General features: G+C 38.5%; 11 protein-coding genes and 1 pseudogene. All 12 read right to left on the minus strand.

Going from position 1 to position 14,644, the window contains the following annotated elements:
• Window positions 1–6: 6 nt before the first annotated feature.
• The 12 genes and pseudogenes from C2U40_RS21785 to C2U40_RS21820 all read right to left on the minus strand — a co-directional run bounded on the left by C2U40_RS21785 (window position 7) and on the right by C2U40_RS21820 (window position 14,575).
• Entirely contained in the window at window positions 7–2,331 is a 2,325-nt protein-coding gene (locus tag C2U40_RS21785) for a PEP-utilizing enzyme (RefSeq protein ID WP_103827626.1), read from the minus strand.
• Between the two features lie 95 nt (window positions 2,332–2,426).
• Window positions 2,427–3,215 carry a class I SAM-dependent methyltransferase gene (locus C2U40_RS21790; RefSeq protein WP_103827627.1) on the minus strand — a complete coding sequence of 263 codons (789 nt, stop codon included), beginning with the start codon at window positions 3,213–3,215 and terminating at the stop codon, window positions 2,427–2,429.
• Entirely contained in the window at window positions 3,202–3,732 is a 531-nt protein-coding gene (locus C2U40_RS21795; RefSeq protein WP_103827628.1) for an adenylyl-sulfate kinase, read from the minus strand. Before C2U40_RS21795 ends, C2U40_RS21790 begins: the two co-directional genes overlap by 14 nt.
• 110 nt (window positions 3,733–3,842) lie before the next feature.
• Window positions 3,843–4,280: a hypothetical protein gene (locus C2U40_RS26285; RefSeq protein WP_146054389.1), complete on the minus strand. Its 438-nt coding sequence runs from the start codon at window positions 4,278–4,280 to the stop codon at window positions 3,843–3,845.
• Window positions 4,271–4,882, minus strand: coding sequence for a hypothetical protein (locus C2U40_RS26290; RefSeq protein WP_146054390.1), 612 nt, complete (start codon window positions 4,880–4,882; stop codon window positions 4,271–4,273). The genes C2U40_RS26285 and C2U40_RS26290 overlap by 10 nt, the downstream gene beginning before the upstream one ends.
• Window positions 4,883–5,292: 410 nt before the next feature.
• Window positions 5,293–7,302 (minus strand): hypothetical protein, encoded by a 2,010-nt coding sequence (locus C2U40_RS26295; protein WP_146054391.1) that lies wholly within the window; start codon window positions 7,300–7,302, stop codon window positions 5,293–5,295.
• A 56-nt stretch (window positions 7,303–7,358) separates the two neighbouring features.
• Window positions 7,359–8,756, minus strand: coding sequence for a class I SAM-dependent methyltransferase (locus tag C2U40_RS21800; RefSeq protein ID WP_103827629.1), 1,398 nt, complete (start codon window positions 8,754–8,756; stop codon window positions 7,359–7,361).
• Between the two features lie 31 nt (window positions 8,757–8,787).
• Complete coding sequence (locus C2U40_RS21805) at window positions 8,788–9,966, minus strand: glycosyltransferase family 2 protein (protein ID WP_103827630.1); 1,179 nt, start codon at window positions 9,964–9,966, stop codon at window positions 8,788–8,790.
• 45 nt (window positions 9,967–10,011) lie between these two features.
• Window positions 10,012–11,481 (minus strand): glycosyltransferase, encoded by a 1,470-nt coding sequence (locus C2U40_RS21810; RefSeq protein WP_158656459.1) that lies wholly within the window; start codon window positions 11,479–11,481, stop codon window positions 10,012–10,014.
• An 11-nt stretch (window positions 11,482–11,492) separates the two neighbouring features.
• Window positions 11,493–12,452 (minus strand): glycosyltransferase family 2 protein, encoded by a 960-nt coding sequence (locus C2U40_RS26930; RefSeq protein WP_307772647.1) that lies wholly within the window; start codon window positions 12,450–12,452, stop codon window positions 11,493–11,495.
• A pseudogene (gene glf, locus C2U40_RS26935) lies at window positions 12,453–13,547 on the minus strand (UDP-galactopyranose mutase); the annotation flags it as partial. It lies immediately after the preceding gene.
• 44 nt (window positions 13,548–13,591) lie between these two features.
• A complete protein-coding gene (locus tag C2U40_RS21820) occupies window positions 13,592–14,575 on the minus strand; it encodes a glycosyltransferase family 2 protein (protein ID WP_103827633.1) in 984 nt (327 codons plus the stop codon).
• Window positions 14,576–14,644: the final 69 nt, after the last annotated feature.

Genomic DNA, 14,644 nt, shown 5'->3' on the forward strand with positions numbered 1-14,644 from the left:
TCTGGTTCAACTCAATATATCGACTTTCTTAGCAGCACAATTGATTTTTATTCTGCTGAATGATGACCATTTTTTGAAAAGAACCTCACCTGCACCAATCACTGCAGGAATACCCAGTTCACCAGCACGAATAGCCATATGAGAGTTTGCCCCCCCCCAGGCGGTCACCAAGCCTGCTATTGGATATGAAAATATCCAGTCATAGCCAGGGTCTGCACTCTGAATAAATATAATCGCTCCACTGAAGTTATCTTTATTGGAGTCAGTTACCACATGTCCAGTCGTAATCCCTTGGGTGATAAAATTTGGATTTGCTTCGGACAATTCAAATCCCCAAACATCATCCGGTGATGTAATTACGGGAGGCAGAATTATTTTCAAACTATCTTTATATCTACTCATTCCTACATCAATCGAGCGTCGAATAGAATCGACTGGATTGATAGCTCCGACTTGTAACTCCTTGAAGACAGCAATATCACAATATGACATTTCATCTTGACTAAAGCCTAAAGACTCACCGTAAGAACCGACTAATGCAATTATATCTGACAAATTCCGTGTGAACTCAAACTTAGACCATTCTCTTAGCTCAATCCCTGACTCCAAAAATTCAAACAAGCCCACCACATCCGACTTTAATCCATGCTCTTTAAGCAACGCAGAGATTGACTTCATTTGATTAATGGTCAGCGAAAAAGGAGGATTTATTGCTGTCGAACTTGATGAGGAAGTGCTCCAATCAAAATACAAATCTGGGGCCTCATCATAACGGGGGGATTCTATATCATATGTTCCAGGGCGTAAGTGCCCATATTTATTTAAAAAAAGCTCCTTGCTTAAAATGGCTCTATCATGGGATAACTGACCACTAACTGTAGTCAAGCTATTCATGAAAGCATCATAATCATGTTGAGTAAACACGCCGACTCTAACCAGAGACTTTAGAAATTGTACAGCAATAAAACCGGCACGTGCCAATCCCGCAAAAGGTAGAGTTCCATAACGCTTGGTATCTTCAATCAACCAGTAAATGGTATCTAATGTACCAATGCTTGATTGCAGAAGTATTTCTCTTCTCTCTTTAAGAATATCAAGCTTGCTTGCATCCTCTTTCCAAAGCCCCAACTCCGGATCAATAATCTTGTTGGTCAGTTCTTTGAGATGCTCAGTAATGCTTGCTATCTCACGCTCAGAGAAACCTTCATTTTTCAATGACTGCAGTCGCTCATGAAGGTCAAGTGTATAGCATGAGTAGACTATCTCAAATTCTACCTTATCATGTAAATAAGGTTTCTCAAGTAGTCTGTCTATATATGCATCGACCAATTTTCCGGCAACATTATCTGGCAAGTTGGCAGGAATGAATGAGTTGAATGATATGCGAACATCAATATATGGCATGCCATAAAAATGTAGCATCAAAGGAAAACTTCTAAGGTTACGATAGCCGTAGTTATTTCGTTGATAGGCCCATGTGCTATCTGTTATAAGTTCACGATATAGTGATAAAGCCAGTGGCTTTGGTCTTAACCCAATTATTTCGGCAGGATTCCAATCAGGCATCACACCGTAAACCGTCCTCTTTCCCATCAGAAATGGGTGTTCACACATGCCCAATTCCACTTTATCTACAATCTGTCTTAATTTATTATGATGCTCTTTATCCGAGTCAGGCTGAGCTTTCAATATGAGGGGTCTGGCTTGTAATAACCACAGAGTCAAACGGTCGCCTGATTTTGTAAAAGCAAACTCACAATCGACAGGCATCCCTCCAAAATATATCAAAAGCTCATCAATCAATTTTATAACTTGTGATATATAAGGATTTTCAATTTTATTTGCAGAAACATGGCTGGATGAGACCCATATTCTCCCTCCACATCCTGATGTGATAAAAGCAGTATCATTACCTTCATGCCAATTAATCACTCTATAAGGAGAGCAAGTACTTGGATCGTGGCTAAACGCGACGCCGGACAAGACAACATGCTCCAGCATTGGCTGTATTAACACCTGTTCATTATCGTCAGGGTGATCGCCATACGATGAAAAGACTTGAGAGACAGCTGATGCCAAACAGTCAATTTCGACATTCGCAACAGAGAGAAATGCCCCCGCATTAGAATGAAAATGGTTATCTTCTGCCAAACAACTAGATCTTACAATTAATCGACCAGGAATATTATCGTGTACTGACCTTATGATAGCATGGTGATCCTCAATCCATTCTCCATAAGAAAAATATATAGAAAATGGAATGCTCGCACTTAGCCTGACCCCATTTAAGGCAGCCAGTGTTTCCGCTTTAGTACCAAATTTAAGCATCATTAGTCACCATATATAATAAAAAGCCACCGCATCTAAACAGTGGCCACTGATTTTATTTTAATTAAGCCATGTAAGTTTTTATTAATGATAATGATTTAGATGGCTTTTCTGGCAGACCAGGCTCTTGTTAAGTACTCAGCTTCAATAAAATTCAGTCCTTTAATCTTGGACTCAACAAAATTAATAAAGTCATCAAACAGCTTGCGACCAAGTTGAGCCTGAAGATCATTAACTGAATGCCATGCCCCCAAATAACGCTCTGGTGTCATGTATACAGAGTGACGACCTTCTATGTATATCACATCATCAAAGTATGGGCTGTCGTTTAATTTTTCCGTTAAAACATCAGTAATACCTGATCGTCCAGATGATACTCTATTTATATCACTTTTTAAGAAAGTTAAATGGTTCTCTATTTCCACTAAAAGTGGGTTGGTTTCTATCAGGCGAGGATTCCATAATGCAACAAATCGACCATTGTCTTTTAAGATTCGATGAAATTCTTGCGTCGCCTGATCAAAATCAGCCCAATGAAATGATGAGGCCATAGAAATCAAGTCACAACTTTCGGATAATAACCCCGTATTTTCACCAGAGCCAGGCCTCCATATCACATCAGGAAATTTAGTATTATTGGATGTATCTGAGATACCAAATCTTCTCATGTCGTCATTAGGCTCAACAGCAATAACACTCTTAACGCCAGCCTCCCTGACCATTCGAGTCCAAATTCCAGTGCCAGCACCAACATCAACAAAATCGATCTCATGCACAGGCTTATCAACAAGAGACAGCAGGGCCCTTAATACAGAAGCACTATAATCCGGTCGATTTTTTGAATATCGTTCAGCCAGACCAGTAAAATCACCTTTATTTACATTCATTTATCACTCCCTTTAATTTATTGTATATATATTCAGCATTTTCTTCTGCATCAATTTCTTCTGAGTAATTTATTTTTAAATCTGGATGCTTTGGATATTCACTTTGGATATCAAGTCCACATATATTATCTATATGACCAGCAGCATAGTCTTTGTAGAGGCCTTTTTGATTCCTAGATGAAAGAACATTCAAAGGAACATCTAAATATACTTCATAGTACCCCAGTATATTATCTCTATTCCATTTATGTATTTCGTGAAATAGTGATATCGTAGATATTACAACTATTAAACCTTGCTTAGACAGCATGTCACAAAGAGCAGAGTACTTATAAGCTATTCTCAATCTATTAATTGGTGAGTGGGGATCGTCAGTAATATCTGAAAAAAGAGCGCACCTTAGTTCATCACCATCCAAGTGGACAATACATTTCCCTTCTGCTCTCAATTTCTTTACCAGATACTTTCCCACAGTTGTTTTTCCAGCACCAGATAATCCAGTAATCCATATTACCATGCTATAGTCACCAAATATTAAATACTAATCTATATTTTAGAATGTAAAAACTATCGTTCTGTACTGAACCATGTATGCAGGACATATAATGGATATGCATAGAATGACATCTATACTGGCATATTCTCCAATGCCTTTTTGTAAGCAGAATATAGAGCCATTATATTGATAGTATTTGATACTCCAATTTTTGATAGCTGTAACTCTATTTCATGAGACCATTCACTAATAACAAAAACTATCGATTCAGGATGTTCTATCAGAATATCTGGAGGTAAAATTAAAATACCATTTATTTCCTTACCCCACTTCCTAGCGTCATTATCAATGATGCCGGACAACAAACCGTTAAATATCCCTGATGTTATTAGTGAATACCCTCCTCGCCCCATACCAAACATATAAATAGGAGCACCATTTGATGAATGGATTTTATTAAGAATTTCGTTAAACATTTTTATTATGGTAGAGAATATTTCATCATTATGTTCTTGGTTATAACAACTATTAAAAACAGCCAAGAAGTCATTATTTACGATCACCTCCATTCATCACCCCATATGGTTTCTATTTCAGGGTATTTTTTAATAACATTCTGATAATCAGATCGACAAATTATATTTAAACTTTGTATGATCGAATCGGGTAGGTAATGAAGCTTATTTTCGTTATAAACATCAAATTTAAGTAAAACTAGTAATGACCATTCATCAATCTTACTTTCAATTATACCTTTGATTTTTTCAATTCCTATTATTTTTACAACACCTCTTTTTGAATACATTTCTTCAACTGTAATATAAACATGTAGATCACCAAATTTACAACCGATAACCTCTCCTAAAAGATATGCACCTTGTGGTATAGGGTTATTTTTCCTCACCAAATATAGGGAAAGTCCATCGACTCCTTCCTTTATAACCAGTGGCATATTCTCGATAAAAAAGTCTATATCCCTATAATCATGCTCAAACTCTACTTTTGTTTTTATTTTCTCTACACCGATCCAAGACAAAACATCATTCATTGTTTCCATAAAAAAATTTTTTGATAACCTAGAGAATTCAACAATCTTAACGTCATTAAATAAATCATAGTACCTAGAATATTTTAATGAATGATTAAAATCAAAAGTTCCTGCATTAGACATATAGGACTCAATACAAGGATGGCTTATATCTTTGATAATAGATTGTCGTAGTGATGTGTTGTAACATGCCTTAGCTTGATCATATGGATGCCTTACTGGATGCAGAAGCCTATCGTACCTTATAGGCCTCCTACCATTTAATAATTGGCTGACATCATGATCATGCCAGATAAATACATTATGTGTACACTTAAGATAATCTATATATTTTTTATCATTATACTTATCGACACAAAATGACGTCCCATAATAACCAGGACAATATAAATCAGGATGTTTACTTATAAATTTACATATAGAGTCAGTACCAACCCTATATCCGCTTAAGATAGTCGTGTCGAATATCATACAATACTCATCAAGGATTTCTTAACAGAATTTTCTACAATGACAATGAAGAGTCGCACTAATTAATATACGCTAAAATAGTTATTATGCCATACGTATACCCCCCCCTTAAAATTACATTCCTTTCGCAAATGAATATATATATCCAGCATGGAGTAATATGAACATATAATTATGCTATCAATACTACTATTTAAATCGATAGCATTGGTAGACATGATCTGATGATTGTCAATATGCTTCCCGATTCTTTCTGGCGATGAATCAAAAACATGATCAATCAAAAAATTATTATTATGTTCACGATTCCATTTTATGAATTTTTTACTAATTTCTCCAGACCCAAACAAGCATACACGCCCTCTTTTCAGACTGTGGCCATCGTCAACGTTTTCAATAGAGTAGTCGCAATGTATTATTGGATTAAACTGCTTCATCCTACTCGTCATTAAGGAAAATACAGTCTCCACTTGTTCTGAAGTTTCGCCACCCTTTCCCAAAAAAGCAGCTATGCTTCTTGAAAAAAATTCCTCGCCAGCATCATTCCACCACATATCAAGCAGATATGTTAACTTATCACAGTCAATAGAGTCATTAATCTTATAAAGAAAGTCACAAACAGCAGATAGCCCAAGTTGCCAATACTCTTCAGCAAATTCAGGCGCTCTGCGGCAGGCCTCTGCAAGGAAAATGAGATATCTATGATCATCATCATTTTTATCTATGAGAAGCAGCATTAATTTATGAAATGGTATTTTATTATTCAGTGAGAAATATCTTAGGAGTATTTTATGTGATATCAGATCAATATTTTCTAAAGGGTAATTATCAATGATATTCACACTTTTACCTGACAAAATCTCTGCCAAAGTAGATATAGAGCGCCCTACATTATAATATCCATGACTTTCAGAAAATAATATCCGTTCACTCTTTGTTAAACTCATTGAGTTTGCAATTGCATACTCAATGCCTGATTTTAATTCACATGTAGTAGATGCAATAATAGTTCTTTTTTTATCCCTTGTGTCTGTATGAGTGTTTTTTATCCGACTGAAAGGAGAGTAAATTATATTTACACCACCTGACGCCATAAATATATGCTCTCGATACTCATAATGAGTTATCATCACCGCAGCATTTATATAATCATCAACATAATCAGGTGCCACACTATATATAAAGTTTTTATTGTTCGAATGAAGTTTCGATATTTTTTGCAGTGCCGGATGATATATATCATCAGGATAGGGTCTGAAGACCAGTCTATTATTTGGGAAAGTATCAAGGATATAAAGAATAGTGCTTTCGATAGAGGATAATACCCATTCCTCCTCTACAGACAAGTGAGATATATGATATATGATATCTTTTGGATTATTGGTAGCTTTATTTATAAATCGATCTAACTTTGGAACTCCAAAAGGGATTAATTTTACCGAATCAGAAGTATGCTTCATAACCTCTTTAGTGTATACATTTAAATATTTCTTTCTTTCAAATTCACTCTGCCTCTTGGAGCCAATAAGTAGGGTGTCAAACTCATAAGCACCGCCAAACTCATATAAAGAAACATTAACATCAACGTCAACACCATGTGAAATTCCAATTTTCCTTATACTTTTAGGTAAGAAAAATGAATAACACATATAATGCTCTTGTATCACAACAGAAGATAAAAAATCTAGTTTCGAGAAGTCTCTCCCATGGCACAGAAAGACGTTACAGTCATATAAGTTATCAATATACCATGTTGGATTACTCAGAAACTCTTCTTTCGCTATAATCACAAATGCAATAACACCATGTGTCGACGAATATTCTTTTAATTCACGGACTAGTTCAATTAGTTTGTGTGTATAAGATGCAGGATATAATCTGAAACCGACTAATTTACTTTCTTTTGACAGAGTAATTAATTTATTTAGTTGATTATCGAAGATACTATCTATATTTTGTTTAAAACTATCACTCCCTATTTCACAATAATTAATTAAGGAGGATAGTGTTATGAATCCTTCATTGAAGTTATTACTATCACTTTTTATTTCTTGAACTTTAATATTTATCATGGTGAGGAATAAAAATCCATAATTATATATTATATTGGCAGGAAGAATACGTGAAATTATAGTTCTTTTTTTTCACATATTATCATTTGTGTGGACTGGTTATAGTTTGAAAGTCTATGGTCTATAATATTAAAATGACTGCCTATATAATGACTAAATTCATTCATGGTCCACTCACGCTGGTGTGCTGGATTTCGAGGGGGACCATAAAAGAATGGATCATTATTCCCATATAGAAAATCTTTCGCTGGTGTAGATAGAACTAGATACTTAAAGTTTTGTTGCTTTATATACTCTAGAGCATCATCAGGATCAGGAAGGTGTTCAATAACGTCAGAAAAAATAATAATATCACAGCTAAACTGATTTCTGGGGATGAAGTCAGTCTCCAACCAAGTTCTATCGGGATACTTATTGCGAAGGGCGGCAACATTCTCCGGCAGTTCTATACCTATCGTGTTATAGTTTTTGAAATAAGTTATAAGTTTATAAGCAGAGCCGCATCCAATGTCAGCTATACTCGAAAAATTATTTTTCACCATTAGTCCTAAAGCAAAAAGATATACTTCTAATTGCCAGGTATCTGTCTCCTCAAGATCATTATAATGGTAATATTTGTTTGGATATAAATACTTATATGGTATACCGTATTTTGATGAGTCGATCAAATCTATATATTTAATGTAAGGACCACTAGTTAATATTGAAATATCTTTATCTATCAATTCTGCGGCTACCGGTACATCCACGGTTGAATGCCCAATATATATATCTTCATTTTCGGTTAACGTATGTCTAAAAGGATAAGCACCATCGAAATATACTATATTAGTATAGGATACATTATCATCGATAGATAAAGTGAGCGGTATTCCATTTATTTCTTCAGAAAAAAATACCGTCAGGTTACATAATGACCTCTCATGAACCATGCAATTTAAAGATAGAGATAAAAAACACTCCCTATAATTGATGCTATGGTTTTCCCATCGAATGAAATTCCCTTCTGGGAGGGGCATATCGTTAGATATAACTGCGATTGAATAGAATTTATTTTTTAATAGCCTTAATATTTCATTTGAAAATGGCACTGAACTTTTATCGATAAACCTGATGCATAATTCACTATATTTTTTACTTTCAATTGCCTGTATATATTTTTGATACTCTACAAAGCCATGCTTAGTATTAACATACACACTTGCATTCGAAATACTTCTCGCTATATCGTCCCAATATGCCGGACTACTTATAATAACAACATCATCCTTCCTGACAACTGATGAACGATAAACATTATAACCTTCTTTCTTTGTATCAATATAACCAGAAAATATACAATTATACTGCTCTGCTATCCTCTCCTTTAAACTTAATGAAAGATCATTATATGGAGATAGATACACTTCCCTGCCTTCTATGAAAGAAAAAAAATCGCAGTTATTAATAAACATACCTTATCCTTACCATGATCAATAAAATACTTTACTTACATTTCAAAAGCCATTTTTCAACATCATCTGAGTACATTCGAACACCATACTTAGAGAAAGCAACATCAGCTGAACTTTTTATGGTTTTTAAATCGTACCTCACGTTATTGTATTCCTCATCTGATGGTCTGGCATGATCATGGACCATATAAAAATCAGATATGTTTGCAACCTTAACGCCTTTTTTTAATAGAGATATTGAAAATATCACATCTTCAAATCCAATGAACATGTCTTCATCAAACATCCCATGAGAAATAAAAGAATTAACATGGTAAATTGCAGAACCACCAAATAGAAATGAACCAAAAACTATCTCAGAGCCATTGGTATTCTCCACGATTAATCTATGGCACCCTCCAGGAATGAATGGTGTAACACTGACATTGTCTCCTTTAATCACGACATTTCCACCAAATGAATATATTGTATCTCCATCACCATTTAATAATGGTAAATTTATATATGGTGTTTGAAAGTCAATAATAGTCTGGCAAATAGAGTGGAGCGGATTATCGATAAAGAAAATATCGTTATCTACGAAAAAAACCCATTCTTTCGTAACATATTGCAGAGCATAGTTTCTACCTTTTGCAACACCATAATTCTCATTGTTTAATATCATTCTGTGATTTATGGTGAAATCATCCAAGTAGCTCTGCAATTTAATTATTTCATCTTTTTTAGAACCATTATCAAATAAGATTATTTCTCCAGCAAAGTCTGAAATTCTATCTTTGATCGATGTCAATAACCTAACAGTCATATCAACTCGCCCGTAGGATAGAATTACAATGGCAAGATTGTCACCATTGATACCTGTTGGTTTATAGAACAGTCCTCTACTATCGGAATGTGATATTATTTTAGATTGGTTACTCTTAACTATTGATCTGAGCAAAACAATTTTTTGAGTTGGCACATGTAAGTTCAACAACTGTTCATATATTTCATTTTCAAAGGAGCTAGCGATTATTATTAGATCATAACTAAGATATATAATCTCTTCCGGTCTTCTGATAAGAAGACCATCCAACTCATTTGAATCAGAACGAAGATTGTTATCAATGAAGGATATAATATTAAATTTATCTGCCAGTTCTTCCTTATTCAGCTTGTAGAGACTTCCTGTACCAAATACAAGGACATCTTTTTTATTTACCATATTCATACGCTCACCGATATCATTGATTTAGTAGACGAATTATATATCTCTCTAACATACTGATTTATTGATAATCTCATTCCATTTTTTGACTTCGTTTTTACCCGATAAAATAATTTGTCCACAAGCAGATTTAAACTGCAATACAGCTCGATACATTGGGGAATCAAGAAAATATGTTAATGCACTCACCAATCCACTTTCACTGTTATCACACAAACAAGCATAACTGCCATGTGCCACCATGCCAGAGTTGCCTTCACAATTAGTGGCAATAATAGGTATGCCAAGAATTATTGCCTCGCCAATGGCAAGTGGATGCCCCTCACTAATAGAGGACGATACTAAACATTGAGCTGACTTAATATATGGATAAGGATTATCTAACTTCCCTAATAAAATTATATACTCTTTCATATCTAATGAATATATCAGGTCATCCAGAGCTGACTTTAGGGGGCCATCCCCTATAATAACCAGCTTGAGGTCTTCCAGGCCATTTTTTTTAATCTTGGTGAAGGCACGAATCAACCTATCGAACCCTTTAACTTCAACTAGTCTCCCAACAGCAACGATATATGGATATAATATTTGAGAGTCATCCTCAATGTTGGCGTTACTATTGATAACCTCAATATCAAAGATATTTCCTATTACGTTTGACTCATAGCCCCTCAATCCTATTCTCTCATTAAACCCATTCTTGACAGAATTAGATACAAAGATAAGCCGGTCCATATTAGCATAAGCATCATACTCTGCTTTCAATGATGCGTAATAAGGAGCACTAATATGATGAGAAAATAAGTTCGCATGTACACAAGCGACTTTATCGTTGCTATTTATTCCTGAGACAAGATAAGTAGAGAGTCCTTCAATATATGCAATAGCAATATCGTATTCATTTTGGCAGAATAATCGAGCACATATGTCCTTGGCGGAAAAATGCATAAAAAAACAACGAGATAGCAGCCTGTTTTCGATAGATGAAAAGATCTCTACTACGGGAAGAATATGGCTAAGCGCATCAAAATACTCTCCGCCTCCTTCAATGACAATCAGAAATATTTTTTCTTTCTCTTCAATTCTGCGGCATAAATTTAATAATGCTCTTTCAGCCCCACCATTCCCTAAAGAGTTCATCACTATCAATCTCTTCTTTGTTAATGAAAGAGATGCTATCTTATTTACGGCTATAAGGAGCTCATCATGCTCATTCAAATAATTAGCAACACTTTCACGAATCAAAAGATCATCATATATATTTACAATAGCATTATTATTTATACCAAGAGAAATGAGATTTTCCTTTATCTCTTCAAAATACATGCTCGCGACAATGACAAGTTCAAAATCCAAACATATAATATCCGAAGGTGATACAATCCTAACCCCATCAAAAAATTGTCCATGTCGCGTTGTATCGTTGTCTGAAATAGCCGCCAGTTGATACCTAGATTTTATAAATGGAAGGAATACTCTAAACAACCCACCAGCACCAAAGACAATTACTTTCTTCATTTTTATGTCCATCAAGCTAGTTGTGACTCAGCCAAGAATACAAAATCATCTCGACATGGCCCATGGCTTTTATAAAGGTGGTGTGATACCTTGTTTGCCAAGCAAATTTTTAACCATCGCTCTTCAATTACAAAAAATTCATCAGGTAGTTTTAACTCTGCCCTGATATCAGTCAAAATCAAGCCAGCAGCTACCACTTCCGACGTATCCATTGAGGATAATTCAATTATTTTACGCCATAGAGCAAGAGAGCCAATATTTCCACCAAGCTGATTAACATATAGCTCCGTAATTTTGGTGAAGCCTGTTGACTGTACTTCTCTATATATCTCGCTTACCTGTTGGTGATGTGTCCTGTAGTAAACAAGAATACATCTCAGGTTGTGAAACTTCCATTTCTCATTGGCCGCTATTTTGCACCAAAGGGCTGCATCCTCAATATGAGGCCACTGAGACTCATATTCATATTTATCAAACACAGACTTTCTAATTAACACCGACGAATGCTGAAAACCAGATGTTCTAAAAATAAGCAAATTTTTTATAAAATTGTCATCTTGTCTGTGGTGCCATACTTCATTTATCTCACCGAAAAGCTTAGCCCACCCTCCTAATATATATACATCAGGATGACTCTTCATAAATTCAACTTGCCGTTCGAATCTATCTTTTATAGAGATATCATCAGCATCCATTCGAGCGATGAAAGTCCCTCGTGCAAGTTTAATGGCTTTATTCAAACTATATACCAGACCTTTGTTGCCCTGACGATATAGTCTTATTCGCTGGTCTTGTTTGGAAAGAGCTTGTAGGATGTGGTGTGTATTATCTGTTGACCCATCATCTATGATGATGAATTCGAAATCTCTAAAGGTTTGAGAAAGAATACTATTGACAGCCTCTCCAACAAACTCTTCGCAATTGTAGACGGGCATAACCACTGATATTAATGGCAACCGAATATCCCGCATTTTATCAAAATACAATAAAGCATTTATAACCGCATCATCCATATCAAAATAGCGATATTCGGCAAGGCGGCCCAAAGCAATCAATTGCGGGAACTGGACCAACTCATCACGACACGCTTGGTAATGCTGTTTGGCTGCATTGGTAAATAGCGGGTAGTAAGGCTCTAGCCCCTGGTCCGGCTGATAGTCACAGGGATATTCGTAAACGATGCTGGTACCGGGATGTACCTGCCTGCTGAAATGCTTGAACTCGGTGATCCGCGTGAAGGCTTCTTCATTTGGATAATTGACGGTGGTAACCGGTTGAAATTGTTCCTGCGCCAGATGGCGATGCTCAAAACGCAGTGAACGGTATGGCAGGTAATTCCCCTCTGCCGACAGCAGATGATCCAGCATCCCAGTATAGACCAAGGGGCCATCAAATTGCTCGCCATCCAGCAGCACCCGCTTCTGCTGCCAATCCAGCCTGACGTGTAGTGCCATTGGGGTCGACAGCTTCACGTCAATCAGCGGATGCGCAAGCATGCGCTCAAACATGGCGGTATAGCCTGCGGCCGGCACCGCCTGCCAGGGGTCGGTGAAGTAGCGATCATCCCGACTGACCACCACGGGTACCCGCGCCGTCACCTCGGGGGAGATCTGCTCGGGCGGTACTCCCCACTGTTTGCTCGTGTAGTTGACGAACGCCTTCTGATAAATGAAATCCGCCAGTTCACCCAGCAGGGGAGACTGCTCCTTGCGCAGTTCGAGAATCGGCACTCTGGCGCCATCCCCGAACCGGGTGCGCAGGGCCTCAATCATGGCGCTGGCCTTGTCGGCGGGGAAGCAGAGCTCGATGCTGGTCAGGTTGAACGGGATAGGCACCAGTTGCCCGTCGATGCGCGATAGCACGCGATGCTCGTAAGGCAACCACTCGGTAAACTGCGACAGGTAATCCCACACTTCCTTGCTGTCGGTATGGAAGAGGTGCGGCCCATAGCGATGGATCAGCACGCCATGCTTGTCATACTCGTCGAAACAGTTGCCCCCGATGTGGTCGCGCTGTTCCAGCACCAGCACCTTCCAGCCAAGCTGGCTGGCCATTCGTTCAGCCATGACGGCGCCCGACAGCCCGGCACCAATGACGATTGCCTGATAACTCACGCCGCTTCTCCAAACAGTTGTTGCATGACCCGGGCAGGATGGGCTCGCTGCGCCCACGCCAGCTGATGGCGCTCGTCGAAAAACCAACCGGGTGCCAACTCCGCAACCTCTACAGCCGACTGCTCGATGAGCTGTGTGAAGCGGGTGACATCATCCTGCCGCAAAAAATAGAGCGCGGCAGAGTAGTAGTGATGGGCACGCCCCTGGGCAATGATCACCGGGTCCGCGCCAAACGCAGCCGCATTGTCACAGGCGCGCAGCAGGTCGCGCAGCGACTGTTCACGGCGTTCTGCCGACTGGCGGGTCTGCCCGCCGAAGCTCTGGGTATGGAAGCGATAACGCCCCAACAGCTCGGGGACGAAATCCAGGGTGCCCGGATTGAAGGAGAGATTCAGGATGTGCCAGGGGTAATCGAGAATGATCTTGCACCCCTCATCGATGGCATCAGCCATGCCGTCATAACGACGGAACATGATGGAGCTGGCATTGACGAAGACCCCGAAGCGGATCAGCGCCTCCCGCGTCATCACGGGTTCGAGGTAACGGGCATTGTAGTAATCACGGGTGAAGAGCTTGATGCGCGCATCGGTCTCATCATCAAACATCTCCGCCTCGTGATAGCAAAGCGTGCAGCCGGGGTGCGCGTCCAGATAGTCGGCCTGACGCTGCAGCTTGCCCGGCAAGGCCAGGTCGTCGCCATCCACATAGGCAAGGTAGGCCCCTTGTGCTTCACCAAGCAGCCGCTTCTGGGTTCTGGCCAGCCCCATGTTCTGTTCGTTTTGCAGGGCCCTCAGGGCCGGCCACTGCCGTGCCAGCCGTTGCATGATGGACCAGGAGTCATCACTAGAGCCGTCATCGATGGCGATCACTTCGAACTCGAAATCCGTCTGCTGCTCGAGCAGGCTGAGCAGGCAGGGTTCGATGAAGCGCGCCAGATTGTAGACGGGCACCAATACGCTGACTTTCATAGGGAAATCCAAGGGAAAATGAATAGAAAAGAAGCAGATGGGAGAAAATGGGCAAGGCTACCGCACGGTCCCTGTCAACCC

The sequence above is a fragment of the Aeromonas sp. ASNIH4 genome (assembly GCF_002934425.1).
In the GTDB taxonomy this organism is placed as follows: Bacteria; Pseudomonadota; Gammaproteobacteria; order Enterobacterales; family Aeromonadaceae; genus Aeromonas; species Aeromonas hydrophila.